Origin of the sequence: Enterobacter sp. DTU_2021_1002640_1_SI_PRY_ASU_LCPMC_013, from assembly GCF_032389435.1 — a bacterium.
GTDB classification, from domain to species: Bacteria; Pseudomonadota; Gammaproteobacteria; order Enterobacterales; family Enterobacteriaceae; genus Enterobacter; species Enterobacter hormaechei_C.
The window spans coordinates 377,257-393,682 of sequence record NZ_CP135594.1; the positions used below are offsets into that span (position 1 = coordinate 377,257).

At 56.5% G+C, this 16,426-nt stretch carries 16 protein-coding genes; 3 read left to right on the plus strand and 13 right to left on the minus strand.

From position 1 onward, the window contains the following. Nucleotides 1–105: 105 nt before the first annotated feature. The 11 genes from phnK to RS584_RS01855 all read right to left on the minus strand — a co-directional run bounded on the left by phnK (nucleotide 106) and on the right by RS584_RS01855 (nucleotide 8,221). Complete coding sequence (gene phnK, locus RS584_RS01805) at nucleotides 106–861, minus strand: phosphonate C-P lyase system protein PhnK (protein ID WP_315748845.1); 756 nt, start codon at nucleotides 859–861, stop codon at nucleotides 106–108. Further along, nucleotides 858–1,703, minus strand: a complete 846-nt coding sequence (phnJ, locus tag RS584_RS01810) for an alpha-D-ribose 1-methylphosphonate 5-phosphate C-P-lyase PhnJ (RefSeq protein WP_315748846.1) — start codon at nucleotides 1,701–1,703, stop codon at nucleotides 858–860. The genes phnK and phnJ overlap by 4 nt, the downstream gene beginning before the upstream one ends. Then, nucleotides 1,696–2,760, minus strand: a complete 1,065-nt coding sequence (locus tag RS584_RS01815; RefSeq protein ID WP_315748847.1) for a carbon-phosphorus lyase complex subunit PhnI — start codon at nucleotides 2,758–2,760, stop codon at nucleotides 1,696–1,698. Before RS584_RS01815 ends, phnJ begins: the two co-directional genes overlap by 8 nt. Next, on the minus strand, nucleotides 2,760–3,344 hold the full coding sequence (phnH, locus tag RS584_RS01820; protein WP_003860219.1) for a phosphonate C-P lyase system protein PhnH: 585 nt from the start codon (nucleotides 3,342–3,344) through the stop codon (nucleotides 2,760–2,762). Before phnH ends, RS584_RS01815 begins: the two co-directional genes overlap by 1 nt. After that, the gene (phnG, locus tag RS584_RS01825) at nucleotides 3,341–3,793 is read right to left on the minus strand and encodes a phosphonate C-P lyase system protein PhnG (RefSeq protein WP_017694700.1); all 453 of its coding nucleotides are present in this window, start codon (nucleotides 3,791–3,793) and stop codon (nucleotides 3,341–3,343) included. Before phnG ends, phnH begins: the two co-directional genes overlap by 4 nt. After that, on the minus strand, nucleotides 3,794–4,519 hold the full coding sequence (phnF, locus tag RS584_RS01830; protein ID WP_006810434.1) for a phosphonate metabolism transcriptional regulator PhnF: 726 nt from the start codon (nucleotides 4,517–4,519) through the stop codon (nucleotides 3,794–3,796). 20 nt (nucleotides 4,520–4,539) lie between these two features. Further along, complete coding sequence (phnE, locus tag RS584_RS01835; protein WP_193042097.1) at nucleotides 4,540–5,319, minus strand: phosphonate ABC transporter, permease protein PhnE; 780 nt, start codon at nucleotides 5,317–5,319, stop codon at nucleotides 4,540–4,542. A gap of 52 nt (nucleotides 5,320–5,371) precedes the next feature. Further along, nucleotides 5,372–6,388 (minus strand): phosphonate ABC transporter substrate-binding protein, encoded by a 1,017-nt coding sequence (gene phnD, locus RS584_RS01840; protein ID WP_032652248.1) that lies wholly within the window; start codon nucleotides 6,386–6,388, stop codon nucleotides 5,372–5,374. Between the two features lie 23 nt (nucleotides 6,389–6,411). Beyond that, a complete protein-coding gene (gene phnC / locus RS584_RS01845; protein ID WP_003860210.1) occupies nucleotides 6,412–7,200 on the minus strand; it encodes a phosphonate ABC transporter ATP-binding protein in 789 nt (262 codons plus the stop codon). Between the two features lie 173 nt (nucleotides 7,201–7,373). Further along, nucleotides 7,374–7,805, minus strand: coding sequence for a VOC family metalloprotein YjdN (gene yjdN, locus RS584_RS01850; RefSeq protein WP_017694695.1), 432 nt, complete (start codon nucleotides 7,803–7,805; stop codon nucleotides 7,374–7,376). 80 nt (nucleotides 7,806–7,885) lie between these two features. Beyond that, nucleotides 7,886–8,221, minus strand: coding sequence for a zinc ribbon domain-containing protein YjdM (locus tag RS584_RS01855; RefSeq protein WP_003860206.1), 336 nt, complete (start codon nucleotides 8,219–8,221; stop codon nucleotides 7,886–7,888). A gap of 591 nt (nucleotides 8,222–8,812) precedes the next feature. Here RS584_RS01855 and crfC point away from each other — a divergent pair. Together crfC and RS584_RS01865 are read left to right on the plus strand one after the other, a co-directional pair. Next, nucleotides 8,813–11,167, plus strand: a complete 2,355-nt coding sequence (crfC, locus tag RS584_RS01860) for a clamp-binding protein CrfC (protein WP_315748848.1) — start codon at nucleotides 8,813–8,815, stop codon at nucleotides 11,165–11,167. Beyond that, entirely contained in the window at nucleotides 11,164–12,042 is an 879-nt protein-coding gene (locus tag RS584_RS01865) for a diguanylate cyclase regulator RdcB family protein (protein WP_315748849.1), read from the plus strand. Before crfC ends, RS584_RS01865 begins: the two co-directional genes overlap by 4 nt. A gap of 33 nt (nucleotides 12,043–12,075) precedes the next feature. Here the strand turns inward: RS584_RS01865 and kdgT are convergent, their stop codons facing one another. Continuing rightward, nucleotides 12,076–13,068 carry a 2-keto-3-deoxygluconate transporter gene (kdgT, locus tag RS584_RS01870; RefSeq protein WP_193042119.1) on the minus strand — a complete coding sequence of 331 codons (993 nt, stop codon included), beginning with the start codon at nucleotides 13,066–13,068 and terminating at the stop codon, nucleotides 12,076–12,078. Nucleotides 13,069–13,714: 646 nt separating this feature from the next. Here kdgT and proP point away from each other — a divergent pair. Continuing rightward, entirely contained in the window at nucleotides 13,715–15,217 is a 1,503-nt protein-coding gene (gene proP / locus RS584_RS01875; RefSeq protein ID WP_015570231.1) for a glycine betaine/L-proline transporter ProP, read from the plus strand. Nucleotides 15,218–15,250: 33 nt separating this feature from the next. Here the strand turns inward: proP and RS584_RS01880 are convergent, their stop codons facing one another. Next, a complete protein-coding gene (locus tag RS584_RS01880; protein ID WP_047726056.1) occupies nucleotides 15,251–16,204 on the minus strand; it encodes a nickel/cobalt transporter in 954 nt (317 codons plus the stop codon). Nucleotides 16,205–16,426: the final 222 nt, after the last annotated feature.

Consider the following 16,426-nt stretch of genomic DNA (forward strand, 5'->3'; position numbering starts at 1 on the left):
TGGCCTCGCGATTCGTTTTGCCGGGTGGCGGCTTCGCCTTACCCGGCCTACAAGGTGCGGTGTTCGTAGGCCGGGTAAGCGCAGCGCCACCCGGCAACCGCGCCCTCAGTTCTGCAATACGGACGACACCAGCAGCTGGGTATACGGATGATGGGGATCGTCGAGCACGCGGTCGGTTAACCCACTTTCCACCACCTGACCCTGCTTCATCACCAGCAAGCGGTCCGCCAGCAGGCGCGCAACGCCTAAATCGTGGGTGACAATCACCACCGCCAGGTTTAGCTCCACCACCAGGCCGCGCAGCAGGTCGAGCAGGCGAGCCTGTACGGAGACGTCCAGCCCGCCGGTCGGTTCATCCATAAACACCAGCTTCGGATGGGTGACGAGATTGCGGGCAATCTGTAAACGCTGCTGCATGCCGCCGGAGAAGGTGGTCGGCAGGTCGTCGATGCGCGAGGCGGGAATTTCAACCTCTTCCAGCCAGTGCTGCGCCGTGGCGCGGATGTTGCCGTAGTGGCGCGCGCCGGTGGCCATCAGCCGTTCGCCGATGTTGCCCCCCGCCGAGACCTGGCGGCGCAGGCCATCCATCGGGTGCTGGTGCACCACGCCCCACTCGGTGCGCAGCAGGCGGCGGCGCTCGGCTTCGCTCATGCCATACAGCGACACGCCCTCATACAAAATGTCGCCATTCTGCGGCGTCAGGCGCGCGGAGATGGACTTCAGCAGGGTGGTTTTACCGGAGCCGGACTCGCCGACAATGCCCAGCACTTCGCCCGGCCACAGCTCAAACGACACGTCGTTAAAGCCTTTGCCCGGCGCATAAAGGTGAGTCAGGTTATTAACCGAAAGCAGCGGTTTCATTGGCTGTTCGCCTCGCTCTGTTGGCGGCAGTAATCGGTGTCGGAGCAGACAAACATCCGTTTGCCCGTGTCGTCCAGCACCACTTCATCCAGATAGCTATGCTTCGAACCGCAGATGGCGCACGGCTCGTCCCACTCCTGCACCGTAAACGGGTGATCGTCAAAATCCAGGCTCTCCACACGGGTGTACGGCGGTACGGCGTAGATGCGTTTTTCCCGTCCGGCACCAAAAAGTTGCAGGGCAGGCATCATGTCCATCTTCGGGTTGTCGAATTTCGGGATCGGCGACGGGTCCATCACGTAGCGGCCGTTCACCTTCACCGGGTAGGCGTAGGTGGTGGCGATATGCCCGAAGCGGGCGATATCCTCATACAGCTTCACCTGCATGACGCCGTACTCTTCCAGCGCGTGCATGGTGCGGGTTTCCGTTTCGCGCGGCTCGATAAAACGCAGCGGCTCCGGGATCGGCACCTGGAAAATCAAAATCTGATCTTCAGTCAGCGGGGTCTCCGGAATGCGGTGACGGGTCTGGATCAGCGTCGCGTCTTCGGTTTTTTCGGTAGTATTAACGCCCGTTACGCGCTTAAAGAAGTTGCGGATCGACACGGCGTTGGTGGTGTCGTCTGCCCCCTGGTCAATGACCTTAAGCACGTCCGCTTCGCCGATCACGCTGGCGGTGATCTGAATACCGCCGGTGCCCCAGCCGTAGGGCATTGGCATTTCGCGGCCGCCGAATGGCACCTGGTAGCCGGGGATCGCCACTGCCTTCAGGATGGCGCGGCGGATCATGCGTTTAGTTTGTTCGTCCAGATAGGCAAAGTTGTAGCCGCTTAAGTTAGACATTGGCGCGCTCCCGTTGCAGGCGTTTCAGCAGTTCCAGTTCGGCCTGGAAATCGACGTAGTGCGGCAGCTTGAGGTGCGAGACAAAGCCGGCGGCCTCAACGTTATCCGCGTGGGCCAGCACGAACTCTTCGTCCTGTGCCGGGCCTGCAATATGCTCGCCGTAGTCCGGCGCCTGGAGCGCACGGTCAACCAGCGCCATCGCCATCGCCTTGCGCTCGCTCAGGCCATACACCAGCCCGTAGCCGCGGGTAAAGTGCGGATCTTCATTCTCTGGCGCGACAAAACCGTTGACCATTTCGCACTCGGTCATCAGCAGTTCGCCGATGTTCACCGCAAAACCCAGCTCTTCCGGTACGATTTCAATGTCGATATAGCCGCTGCGGATCTCTGCCGCGAAGGGGTGGTTGCGCCCATAGCCGCGCTGCGTGGAGTAGGCCAGCGCCAGCAGATACCCTTCATCGCCGCGCATCAGCTGTTGCAGGCGGGACGAGCGCGAACAGGGATAGACCGGCGGCGTGCGGGTGATGTCATCCGGTGTGCTGCCGGTGTCCTCTTCCGCCTTCGCCAGCCCCTGGTTTGCCAGCAGGCTAAAGACGTGCGGGGAGGCGTCTTGTTCAGCGTCAGAGACGCTGAGCTGCGGTGTTTCACCGTTCGCCAGCAGAGTGAAGTCCAGCAGGCGATGGGTGTAGTCGTAGGTCGGACCAAGCAGCTGACCGCCAGGAATATCTTTGTACACCGCAGAAATACGGCGCTCTAATCGCATTTCCGCCGTATCCACCGGCTCGCTTACCGCCAGCTTCGCAAGCGTAGTGCGGTAAGCGCGCAGCAGGAAGATGGCTTCCACGTTATCGCCGCTGGCCTGTTTCAGCGCCAGCGCCGCCAGTTCGCGGTCCGCGATGCCGCCTTCGGTCATCACGCGGTCGACGGCTAGGTTTAACTGCTGTTCAATCTGGGCGACGCTCAACTCGGGAAGGGCGTCATCCCCCCGGCGTCTGTGCGCCTGCAAGGCATGGGCGGCGGCGATCGCCTTCTCGCCCCCTTTGACGGCAACGTACATCAGCACACCTCCACGTGAGTGGTTCTCGGGATCGCCAGCAGGCGCTCGCCGCAGGTCAGGATCAGGTCGATACCGAGTGGGAACGGATGCGGGCGCTCGGTCAGCTCATGAATGATGCACTCCGGCAGCTGGGGGGCGACCATCCGCTCGTCGGCGATCCCTGCACCCGTCAGGCGCAGCATGCGGCCACCGCTCAGGCTGGAGACCTGCAAAATCAGCGTGGCGCTGGTTTCCGGTGCGACGGCGCTGCCTTCGCTCAGGGCGTTAAGCTGTTCGTGGCTGATTTGCTCGTCGGCCACGGCGAAGACCGCCTGCTGGGGCTGCTCGACCAGCGGCGCGTTGGTGTGAAAGCGCAGGTTCTGGCTGGCGATATCGTTCAGCAATGCGCCTGACAGCCATACCGGGGTGTCGTTGTCCGCCAGCGTCAACAGCACGCTGGTCGAGGCGAGGTTCAGCGGCAGCCAGCCCTGGGAGAGCTGATGCAGCGAGACAATGACGCCCGGCTCGCTCATGGCTTTCAGCAGGCGACGGAAACTCTGTTGGGCATCCTGGACGGCGAGGGTAAAAGCAGGTTGAAGCGTCATGCGTTGTCTCCGCGAACGAGCGTAAAGAAGTCGACCCGGCTGGTATTCACTTCGGCCTGACGCGCGGCAAGGCGTGCGGCGCGGTCGGCTTCCAGCGGGGCAATAAGGGTTTCCATTAACGTCTGAAAATGCGGCTGTTCCTGTAAAAGCGCGTCGATCGCTGCGCAGCGTTCGGCGTGCGTTTTGTCGCGCCCAAGTACGTAGCCGTAGCCTAGCGTGCCGCTTTTCAGGCGGATCACCGCGCGGGTGAGGGTGGCATCGCCGGCGAAGAAGCGCTCGCCGGTGCCGCCCATGCGTGCCTGGATCTGCACCAGGCCGATCTCCGGCGCGCGGATCGTGTCGTAGTCCGGCGTCAGGCCGAGCGCGCTCATGCGGGCAGCCAGCGCATCAGGCTGGCTGTGGGCCAGCACGCGCATCCAGCGCTGACGAGTGGAGGTGTCGAAGTGCATTCAGTGCTCCATGGTAAATTCAATCATGTCGGCGCGGGTCAGGCTGACGGAGTATTCCGTTGCGTTGACGTCGCCGTCACGGTGGTTGAGGGTGCGCACGCAGAGCAGCGGGGCCATGTTGGGGATCTCCAGCACCTTGCTCTCTTTCGCCTGCGCGCGGCGGGCGCTGATGCGCGTCTGGGTGCGTTTGAGCGCGATACCCGTCGCGTCCTGAAGAAAATCATGCAGGGAACCGCTGGCGAAATGTTGCAGCACGGGCCAGAGGGTGAGGTCCGCGAAGTAGTGGTCGATCTGACAGACCGCCACGCCGTTCACCCGGCGCAACGTGCGCAGGTGAACGACGTTGTCGCCCTCCTGAATCCCCAGCGCGTCCGCCACGTGGCGGGAGGCCGGGCGCAGGACTGACAGCAGCTTTTCGCTGGTGGGGTGGCTGCCCTGATCGAGCAGGTTCTGGCTAAAACGCGCCTGGGCATTGAGCGGGTAGTCGAACGGGCGCATCAGCACCAGCACGCCGACGCCCTGACGGCGCTGGACCCAGCCGCGCTCCACCAGTTGATCGATGGCGCGACGCAGGGTGTGGCGATTCACTTCGTAGCGGTCGGCAAGCTGCTGCTCGGCGGGCAGGTAGTCTCCGCAGCGGTAGTGCGTGCGCAGCTCCACTTCGAGCTTTGCCGCAATCTCTTGCCAGCGGGTGGGGTAACTGGTCGGATGTCTGGATAAGTGCATACAAATCAAAGCCTCGCTTCTCAGATGAAGTGCTTACGCAAACGTTGAGAGAGGAAATCCAGCAGGCTGACGGTGACGATGATGAGCACCATCAGGGCGCAGGTTTGCTGGAACTGGAAACCACGAATGGCTTCCCACAGGGTGACGCCAATGCCGCCTGCGCCCACCATGCCGACCACGGTGGCGGAGCGAACGTTGGACTCGAAGCGGTACAGGGAGTAGGAGATGAGCAGCGGCATCACCTGCGGCAGGACGCCGTACAGGATCTCTTCGATTTTGTTCGCTCCGGTTGCGCGGATGCCTTCCACCGGGCCGGGCTCGATGGCTTCAACCGCTTCGGAGAGCAGCTTGGAGAGCACGCCGGTGGTGTGGATGAACAGCGCCATCACGCCCGCGAACGGACCCAGGCCGACGGCGACCACGAACAGCATCGCAAAGACCATTTCGTTGATGGCGCGACAGGCATCCATCAGGCGACGCATCGGCTGGTAGATCCACCACGGCACGATGTTTTCGGCGCTCATCAGGCCAAACGGAATGGAGAGGATCACGGCGAGCGCGGTGCCCCAGACGGCAATTTGCAGGGTGACCGCCATTTCGCTGAGGTAGTCCTGCCACTGGCTGAAGTCCGGCGGGAAGAAGTCGGCGGCGAAGGTCGCCATGTTGCCGGAATCTTTGAAGAGCAGCAGCGGATCCATCTCCGCGCCCTTCCAGGAGATAACGAGCACCGCCAGCAGAACGGCCCAGCTTATGAGCGAGAACCAGCTGCGCTTTGGCGGCGGGAGGGTGATGGTTTGCATGTTGGCTCCTTTGGGTTTAGTTCCCTCTCCCACAGGGAGAGGGAGAAAGGCGTTACTGCACCGCTTTATTCACGCTGGTCATGGCGCCGAGCGCGGCGGTCAGGCGGTCGAGATCGTCCAGCTGCGCCTGAATTTCCGACACTTTGCTGGTCTTCTCTTCTTCCTTCAGACCCTTGTTGTCCTTCACGCCCTGCATCTGCTTGAACAGCGCCAGCTGGCGAATCGGCACCAGCTGCAAATCGCTGGACGCGCGGAACGGTGCCCAGCCCAGACGCGCCAGAACCGCTTTCTCTTCCGGCGTTTTGCCGTAGTTCATGAAGAAGTCGTAGACCTTGTCCTTGGTGCTCTCGGAGAGGTTTTTGCGCCACACGATCGGGTCGCCCGGGATCAGCGGTGATTTCCAGATAACCTTGATTTCCTTAAGCTTGTCCGGCGCGGAGGTCTTCAGCTTGTCGAGGTTTTCGGTGTTGTTGGTGGCAACGTCAACCTGCTTATTCGCCACGGCCAGGGCGTTGGTTTCGTGGCTGGCGTTGACCGTGCGCTTAAAGTCGCTGGCGGAGACGTTGTTTTTCGCGAAGACGTAGTAGCCAGGGACGAGGAAGCCGGAAGTGGAGTTCGGGTCGCCGTTACCAAAGGTCAGCTCTTTGCGTTTGGCGAGCATGTCGTTGAGATTGTTGATCGGGCTGTCTTTGTTAACGATCAGCACGCTCCAGTAGCCCGGGGAGCCGTCTGCCGCAACGGTCTGGGCGAAGACCTGGCCGTTCGCGCGATCTACCGCTTCCATAGCAGAGAGGTTGCCATACCAGGCGATGTCGACTTTGTTGAAGCGCATTCCCTGAATGATGCCTGCGTAGTCTGGGGCGAAGAAGGCGTTTACTTTGATCCCCAGTTTGGTTTCCATATCTTTCAGGAACGGTTCCCACTGCGGCTTCAGGTTTTGCTGTGATTCCGTTGAAATGATGCCAAAGTTCAGCGCTTTTTCCTGTTCCTCAGCGTAAGCAGGGCTTAGCAGGGTGCTGATGCTGAACATGCTGGTGAAGGCCAGCGCGGCAACGGCTTTGTAGTTCATGTCCATTCCTCGTTATGGGGACGTTAAGCAGCCTGCGCGCGCTCTTCGACGCGGTTTACGCTGCGGTAGAGATGATCAAAACGTTCGTTATCAAACTGGTGGCTTGCGCCATCAAAGAACACATGGCCCTGACGCAGGGCGACGATGCGCTCGCAGTAGCGCAGGGCGTAATCCACCTGATGCAGCGTCACCACCACGGTGATGCCGTCGTTCTGGTTGATGTCGCGCAGGGTTTCCATCACGATGCGGGCCGATTCCGGATCCAGCGAGGCGATAGGTTCATCGGCCAGAATGATTTTGGCTTTCTGCATCAGGGCGCGGGCGATGGCGACGCGCTGCTGCTGTCCGCCGGAGAGCGTGGAGACGCGCTGGTGGGCGAAATGCGCCATGCCGACGCGGGTCAGCGCCTGTAAGGCTTCTTGCTTCTGGGATGGGGAGAACCAGCGCAGGCAGGTGCGCCAGAACGGGGTGCTGCCGAGCGCGCCAATCAGCACGTTCTCGAGCACGGTCAGGCGGTTCACCAGGTTGAACTGCTGAAAGATATAGCCCGTCTGAGCGCGGCTTTTGCGAATATCGCTCGCCAGACGCCCCGCATGTTGCACGGTGTTCCCCAACAGTTCGACGCGGCTTTCCGGCGTTTTGTCACAGGTAATCAGGCCGCTCAAGTGACGAAGAAGGGTTGATTTACCTGAACCAGACGGCCCCAACAGCGCCACCATTTCGCCCTGCTGGACGGTCAGATCAACGGCATGCAGCGCCTTGTTGTGATGGAAGGTTTTGCTCAGTTTCTCGACGCGAATGACAGTTTGCATGTGCCGGGCCTCACGATAAATGTGGCCTCATGCTGGCGCATCAATATGACATTCAGGTTAAGTGTTGGTTGCGGGAGTTTGAAGAGTTGAGGGGAGTTTGATGACAATCACCGCAGGCCCGGTCAGCGCAGCGTCTCCGGGCGCTGTTGCCGGATGCGCTGCGCTTATGTGGCCTACGATTTAACGACGTTAATCATCCACGGCACGCCGTATTTATCGGTGACTTTCCCGAATCCGTGCGCCCAGAAAGTCTCCTGCCAGGCCATTTCGACATTGCCACCATCAGAGAGGTTGTCGAACCAGCGTTTGCCTTCATCCACGTCCTGCGTGTCGAGCACCAGCGTAAATCCGGCGTACTGCGTGCTGCTACCGGGTGGCAGACCATCGCTCATCATGATATCGCTGCCGGCAATGCGGACATTAGAGTGGGCGATGGCGGTATCCGGGAAGTTCATGCCTGACGGACAGCCTTCTTCGCTGTTTTCGTCTTTGGGCATTTCGCCGAAGGTGATTTTGTAGAGGAGTTCTGCGCCGATGGCCTGCTGATAGAAGGCGGTCGCCTCCGCACAGTTGCCGGCGAAAGAGATGTAGGGACTTAACGGCATAATCTTTACCTCACGTAAGAAAAGCCCGTTAAGTGTAGTTCCCGAACGCCCGGTAAGCGAAGCGTCACCGGGCGGGACAATCAGTTCTTTTTCACGAACTCAGATTTCAGTTTCATCGGACCGAAGCCGTCAATTTTGCAGTCGATATTATGATCGCCTTCAACCAGACGGATATTTTTAACTTTAGTGCCGATCTTCAGCATGGAGGAACTGCCTTTTACCTTCAGATCTTTCACAACGGTAACGCTGTCGCCGTCTGCCAGCAGGTTGCCGTTCGCGTCTTTCACGATCAGCGCATCGCTGTCCTGTGCAGGCTCCGCATCGTTCCATTCATGGGCGCATTCCGGGCAAACGAACATGCCATTGTCTTCATAGGTGTATTCAGAATTGCATTTCGGGCAGTGTGGAAGTTGCATGTTGGTATCCTCAAAAGTGTTAACACGCTGGAAAACGCCAGCTAAATGACGGCTGTGTGCCGAAAAAGGCAGCGAGTATAACGCAAATCCCCACTTTTGTCGGTGATATTGTTTTATAAAAATAGCGCATAAATGCGCAAGCGATGACACGAACTGTCAGTAAATTAAGGGAAGCTTATGCCCTGAACGGCAGAGATCGTAATCATGCTAAATGTATCGAATATTTTATTACAGCAAATTGCTACGCTGTGCCATTTCGGATAAGGTGAAGGAACAAGCCGTTATTTATCTATCCTCTTCTAACGCCATACATCTTTTGGCGCCAGGGAATACCTCTCTTTTTTGGTGGGTAAATAACGATGATATATCCTGATGTTTCCTGAAAATGCGTTTTGTCTATTCACTTTTGGCTTTCTGGCCAGGGGATGTTTTACACGTATTACGAGGGCGGTTTATAAATTCTCATTATCTTCAGTTAGTTGTATTAAATGAACATGTTTTCCATACGTGATCATATAAGCCCGAAAAGTATAATTAAAACATCGTGGCTTAATAAAAGTAATAAATTTGCGTTAAGGGAAGGCTTTTATCATGCACACACAGACCATATTTGAATTAAGCCAGGAAGCTGAACGATTGTTACAGCTCGCTCTGAACAACCTTGATTCATTAAAATCTATGCCGATTGCAAAGCTGGATAGCACAGCCGCTGCGATGAGCGGCGTTAATAACAACGTTTTGCCGTTACATTTTAGCGCACGGGGTGTCGACGCTCAGCAGGCGATGCTGAATAACGAATTACGCAAAATAACCCGCCTCGAAATGGTGCTGGCGATTGTGGGTACCATGAAAGCGGGAAAATCGACCACCATTAATGCGATTGTGGGCACGGAAGTGCTGCCGAACCGCAATCGTCCGATGACGGCGCTTCCCACGCTGATCCGCCATACGCCGGGCCAGAAGGAGCCGGTGCTGCATTTTTTGCACGTTTCGCCCATCGATACCCTGATTACCCAGTTGCAGAAAAAACTGTGCGATAAAGATCGCGGCAAGCTGGCGCGGCGTCTGGAAATCGACAAGGACATGAATACGCTGCTGGAACGCATAGAAAGAGGTGAGGCGTTTGAAAAACATCACCTTGGCGCGGAGCCTATCTTTCATTGTCTGAAAAGCCTGAACGATCTGGTGCGGCTTTCTCAGGCGCTGGGCGTGGAGTTTCCGTTCTCTGAGTATGCCGCGATTGAACATATTCCGGTAATTGAGGTGGAGTTTGTGCATCTCGCCGGTCTGGATGCGCGCCTGGGGCAACTGACGCTGCTCGACACGCCGGGGCCGAACGAGGCCGGTCAGCCGCACCTGCAAAAAATGCTCAGCGAGCAGCTGGCGCGCGCCTCCGCCGTGCTGGCGGTGATGGACTATACACAGCTTAAATCTATTTCTGATGCGGAGGTTCGTCAGGCAATTTCGGCTGCCGGGAAATCCGTGCCGCTTTACGCCCTGGTCAACAAATTCGATCAGAAAGATCGTAACAGCGACGATGAAGAGCAGGTGCGGGCGATGATTTCCGGCACGCTGATGAAAGGGAATATTTCTCCGGGGCAAATTTATCCGGTCTCTTCCATGTGGGCCTATCTGGCAAACCGCGCCCGCTATGAGATGAACGTTCATGGGCGCCTTCCCGATCATCAGGATCAGCGTTGGGTACAGGATTTTGCCGAGGCCGCGCTGGGCCGCCGCTGGCGAACGGCCGACCTGGACGATATTGACCATATTCGCCATGCGGCGGATCTGCTGTGGGAGGATTCGCTGTTCGAACAGCCCATCCGCAAACTGATTTACGCGGCTTACGCCAACGCCTCGCTGTTCGCTTTGCGGTCGGCATCGCATAAGCTGCTGAACTATGCGCAAAATGCCAGAGAATACCTGGATGTTCGCCATCAGGGACTGACGGTCGCTTTTGATGAGCTGGAGCTGAATATTGCGCGCCTGGAAGAGGATATGACGATGCTGCGTCAGCGGCAGAGCGTGGTGAGCGATGAGGTCCAGCATGAAGTTGAAGAGGCGCTCAACGCAACGGATGCATTCCTGCTTCGCCAGAAAGGTGAACTTCACCAGGCGCTGGGCGACATTTTTAGCCGCCCGTCTATTCTTGATTTAGCAGGGCGCGAGTCATCCAGTTTGCGTGCAGACGACGCGAATGCGATCCAGCAGCTGGTGCTTGACGATGAAGGGCAGGCGCAGATTGTCCTGAGCAAGATCCGATCGTCATGCGAGCAGATTTTGCTGAATGCGCAGAGCAGAATTGGCCGGGAGCTGGCGTTACGCTTCGATCAGCTGGAGTCTACGCTCGCCCGATCGTTGAATGAGGCGATGCGACCCATCGAGATGCGAATTAAGGAGCAGCTCAGTCATGCCGGATTTCGGGCGCGGATTAGCTTCCCGGCGTTTCAGGCAAACCAGCTTAATTTCAATACGCGCGGCTTATTTAATGATGCCATTGTGCAGGACACCCCTCCCGCCAGTCAGCCAGCAGGGGCAGGCAGCGTACGTAATACCGTCTCGCGCTGGCTCAATAATCCCGGCTGGGGCTGGGAAGAGTATGTCGTGACGCGCACACGCTATGTCATCGACATCGTTCAGCTTCATGGCAAATTTACGCAACATATCGATCAGTTTTGCGATCAAATTCGTAAAGCTTTGGCCGCGCAGGTCGATGTCTCTGTTACGGCAGGTATGGCAACGTTCTTTGCAGAGTTTTCGTTGTGCCTGACCGGGTTACAGGAAAGCTTGCGTGATAGCCTTGCCGTGCGACAGCAGAATGAACATTCAACCCGGGCGCTTAGCCAGTTGTTGAAGCAAAGTATGACTACTGCGGCGTGGATTCAGGAAGATACCCGACTGTTACGCGATGATATTCAAACCTTATTCGCGACAGAGCAACCATGACAACACAGCTACTGGACGGTCCCGGGCGGACGCTGGAGTGTATTCATCCAAAATTTATGGTCGATTTGGTCCAGGGGGCGGACGCTGCACGTCACTCCCTCCTGGGGCCACAGCAACTGCAATTTCGTGAGCGTTTGACGCAGGAGATCATTACGCAGACCCGGCTGCGGCCGTGGGCAATGGCGGGAATGCTCAACGAAAATGCAGCGCTGCGGCTGGGTCTGGCGGAGAAACTGGCCGGTATGCTCGACCCCGGACACCTTGCGCTGACCCGTATGTCCGACAGGCTGGTAGCCCTGCGCCAGCAGGTGAATCCACGCCTCCCTCAACCGCCCGGATTGTTGCAACAGTACGAAGAGCTCTCCTCACATTTCAACCAGCGTGCCGCCTATAAAGAGAAAGCGCTCGCGCAGCGCGGCCTTACGGTTCAGGCGGGTGAGCACAGCGAGCAAATTTTTACCCGCTGGCGAGCCGGGCAGTATGACGGCTGGTCGCTGGCTGGCCGCTGCTTTATCGTGCTGGAAGAGTTGCGCTGGGGGGCGTTTGGCGATGCCTGTCGTCTGGCGAATAGCGATGTGGCGGCCATGCTGAAAGATAATCTGCGCAGCATGGCCGCAAACTATCTGGCACAGGGAATTAATGCTTCTCCCACCACCCGGCATTTTTACCATCAGTGGCTGACGACGTCCGCTTCTCCCGGTCTGATTGATTATAAAGATATGCTGGGCTGGCTGGGGGACTGGTGTCAGGCGGATAAACATCCGGTGAGCTGGTCAGTGACGCAGAGCTGGCAAACGGTCGCGCTGGGGATGCCGAGACTCTGTTCGGCAAAACGGCTGGTGGATGGCATGGTGGAAGAGATATTCGGTACGTGATTGCCCCCTCTTTTTAAGGAGGGGGCGAAAGGGTTAGTGGGGCATTTCTACCGCTTCAGGTTCTGTCCGGGACTCAGGCACATGCCCAAAGCGTCTGGCATACAGTGCCGTGATGACAGGGACCAGAATTGCCGTCACAATCACGCTGGCGGCAACCAGAGCCGTGGCGGAAGCGGCCACGGGTTCAAAGGCCGGGTTAATCTGGGCGATAATCACCGGGTTGGCTACCGCAGCGCCTGCGGCCGAAGAGGCGGCCACGCCCGCGGTTCCGTTGCCGCCCCCGATGACGCGGTCTGCGATAATCAGTGGAATACCCGTGATGACGATGACGGCAACACCCAGCACAATGCCCAGCAGGCCGGTTTCCAGAATCACGTTCAGGTTGATGGTATTGCCCAACGCGAAGCCGAAGAACGGGATCAGTACCGGGGTGGCTTTGCTGAAGAAATCACGCAGATCGTGATCGAGGTTGCCCAGCGCAAAACCAATCAGGAACGGCAGGATCGCCCCGACAAAATGGTGTGGTTCAAAAGAGGCAAGGCCGGCAGAACCCAGAATCAACATCGTCATCAGCGGACCCGACTCCAGGGACATCAGCACGAACGCGCCCGATTCTTCTTTGGTGCCATATTGATTCATCAGGCTGGCATAGAGACCGCCGTTGGTCATATCCATTGCTGAGACTATGGCCAGAACGGATAATCCGGCGAAGAAGCCGGTCTGAATTCCATTCTCCGGAATGAACATTGCACAGATCATGGCAACAACCCAGGCGACCGCAATTTTAGTAATGACCAGCGTACCTGATTTACGTAATACCGTACCTGTTGCACGCAAGTTAATAGATGCGCCGATGCAAAAGAACCAGACTGCCAGAATCGGTACCGTTCCGGTAATCATACCTTTTGTAAAACCGCCAAAATAAGCACCGGTATTCGGGGCTAGCGTATTTAATATCGCGCCAAGTACCAGCGGGACCAGCATCATCCCGCCCGGGATGCGTTCTATTGTTGCTTTAATCTTCATCATTAACCCTCACATCTCGTCCGCATGGCTGGCGGAAAGCTCAAAAAATAGATCAACAAATTCAAACGATTGCCTTTTTTGGGACCAATCGATTCGTTATTTATGCTGTAGAGCGAAATTCAGGTGTTCAGCATTCTTTCATTTGAAAGCCGCTGGGATATCGTGTTCGGATTTATCATGCGATCTTTGGAATTGTGATTCAATGAAAATAAAACGCTGTTTTAGTTATCTTCGTCACATATTGAATGTAAACAGGATTGCCCGCTGTTACTAATTGAATTTTGTGTAAATTCGCTGTGAAGAAATGTGCTTGCATTTTGTTTGGGGAGGAATAATAACGGGCGTTAAGATCTGTTTGATAAGGGGGTTTAGAATGACCTTATTTATCGTGAATTGACAAAAGCTGAAGGCAACTTACGAACAGGAAAAATATGTGTGAAGTTGATCACATATATAAACGCTGGTAGGGTAAAAAGGTCTTTAACTGCCCAGACAGGCGTCAACAGGTTCGGTTGTATTGAGGTAAAACGTCAATGTAAGTAAACCTGCTACGCTTGAATAAGGAGATTCGCATGGAGCGGATCTCTGGTTCACAGCTTGCAAAATGCGCTGTGAAACGGACAGGGCTGAGTCTACGAGGAAAGCTATGCTTAGAAGGAAAAAAGTAAAACCCATCACGCTGCGCGATGTCACCATTATTGATGACGCGAAACTGCGCAAAGCGATTACAGCGGCCTCGCTCGGTAATGCGATGGAGTGGTTCGATTTTGGTGTTTACGGCTTTGTGGCCTATGCACTTGGTAAAGTGTTCTTCCCTGGTGCCGATCCCAGCTTGCAGATGATTGCTGCGCTGGGTACGTTCTCCGTTCCCTTCCTGATTCGTCCTCTCGGTGGCCTTTTCTTCGGCATGCTGGGTGATAAATATGGTCGCCAGAAGATCCTGGCTATTACCATTGTCATCATGTCGATAAGTACATTCTGTATCGGCCTTATTCCGTCGTATGCAACTATTGGTATATGGGCGCCGATTCTGCTGTTGATCTGTAAGATGGCGCAGGGCTTCTCCGTTGGCGGCGAATATACCGGTGCATCGATTTTTGTCGCTGAATATTCTCCGGACCGTAAACGTGGCTTTATGGGCAGCTGGCTGGACTTTGGTTCGATTGCCGGTTTTGTCATGGGCGCGGGGGTTGTGGTTCTGATCTCAACCGTAGTGGGTGAAGAGAACTTCCTTGACTGGGGCTGGCGTATTCCGTTCTTCCTGGCGCTGCCGCTGGGCATCATTGGGCTTTATCTGCGTCACGCCCTGGAAGAGACGCCTGCGTTCCAGCAGCACGTTGAAAAGCTGGAGCAGGGTGACCGTGAAGGGTTACAGGATGGCCCGAAAGTGTCGTTCAAGGAGATTGCGACCAAACACTGGCGCAGCCTGCTGACCTGTATTGGTCTGGTGATTTCCACCAACGTGACCTATTACATGCTGTTGACCTACATGCCGAGCTACCTGTCGCATAACCTGCACTACTCGGAAGACCACGGTGTGCTGATTATTATCGCCATCATGGTGGGTATGCTGTTTGTGCAGCCGATTATGGGTCTGCTGAGCGACCGCTTTGGCCGTAAGCCATTCATTATTCTCGGCAGCGTCGCCCTGTTCGCACTGGCAATCCCGGCCTTTATTCTGATTAACAGCAATGTGCTGGGGCTGATTTTCGCCGGTCTGCTGATGCTGGCGGTGATCCTCAACTGCTTCATCGGGGTGATGGCTTCTACGCTGCCGGCAATGTTCCCGACGCATATTCGCTACAGTGCGCTGGCGGCAGCCTTTAATATCTCCGTTCTGATTGCGGGCCTGACGCCGACGCTTGCTGCTTCACTGGTGGAGAGCACGCAGAACCTGATGATGCCTGCTTACTATCTGATGGTCATTGCGGTGATCGGCCTGATTACCGGTATTACCATGAAGGAGACGGCGAATCGTCCGTTGAAAGGGGCAACGCCTGCGGCGTCTGATATTCAGGAAGCGAAAGAGATCCTGCGTGAGCACTACGATAATGTAGAGCAGAAGATTGAAGATATTGACGCAGAGATTGAGGCGCTCCAGACAAAACGCTCTCGCCTTGTCGATCAGCATCCGCGAATTAACGAGTGATAAAAAAACCCGCCGCTGGCGGGTTTTCTTTTATTAGCATCCTGCGGCAATATAGTCGCCGCCGGCGCTGACGGGGATCACCGTCAGGAACAGGATCGTCGCGAACAGTATCAGAACAATCCCTCCGGCAATTTTGACCATCGGCATTACCCAGTTCAGGGACGTGCCGCCGCCAAACCAGGTTACTGTGCGTTCACGCGCGTAACGTACTGCCAGCGACAGCCCCATAATCGACAGCGCCGTGCCCAGCGACATTGTCATCACAGCAGCAATCCCCCAGCTAATAATACCGAGCGCATTCGAGAACATCAGGATCATAATTGCCCCGCTGCACGGGCGTGCGCCAATGGCCAGCACCACGCCCAGACGGGTTTTCCAGTCGCTTTTAGTCAGATCCACCCCTACGCCGTGATGGCCGCAGCCACAGCGTTCATTATGCTGGTGAAGCGGCTTGATGGCGCTAATCGCCATTTTGCGCGGACGCAGGCTGCTGAGCGCCTGATAAATGATAAACGCACCGAAGACGGCAATCAGCACGGCGCTGATTTTCTCGACGTACCAACGGCTGGTGCTGATATCTCCTGACGCGAGGTTCAATCCAACCGCCAGGATAAAGACAAAGACGATCGCGCTGACGCCCTGCATCATGCTACCGATAAACGGTACGACGCGCGCCGCGAGCTGGCTCTCTTTATTGGTGGTGAGATACGTGGTGACGATAAATTTGCCGTGCCCAGGTCCAACGGCATGGAGTACACCATAAAGAAACGCACCGGTTAACAACCATAGCCCACCGCTGTACTGATGATTATTAAGTTGCAGCAGATACATCACCAGATATCGGTGCAGGGTGATCTGGGTGGCGAGGCACCACTGAATAAAAGCATTCCAGTGCGTATGCAGTGCAAAACCTGCCATAAGTAACACCAGCACGGCGAGCCCGGCGGTTGGGATACGCCAGTCACGTTGAAGTCGTTGTGTCGTCATGAGGTTGGCCCGCGAGAGAAATATTTGCCGCTAGTATAGTGTTCAAATCGCTGGATCACACCGGGATCGTCAATGGATTGTGGATAAGTCTGTGTGTAAAAAGGTATAAGGCGGGGTTTTGCTGTGGAATGCAGCAGTCAGTCATTTTTCTGTCATTTAGCGGTTGCGGCCTGCGGAGAACTCCCTATAATGCGCCTCCATCGACACGGCGGATGTGAATCA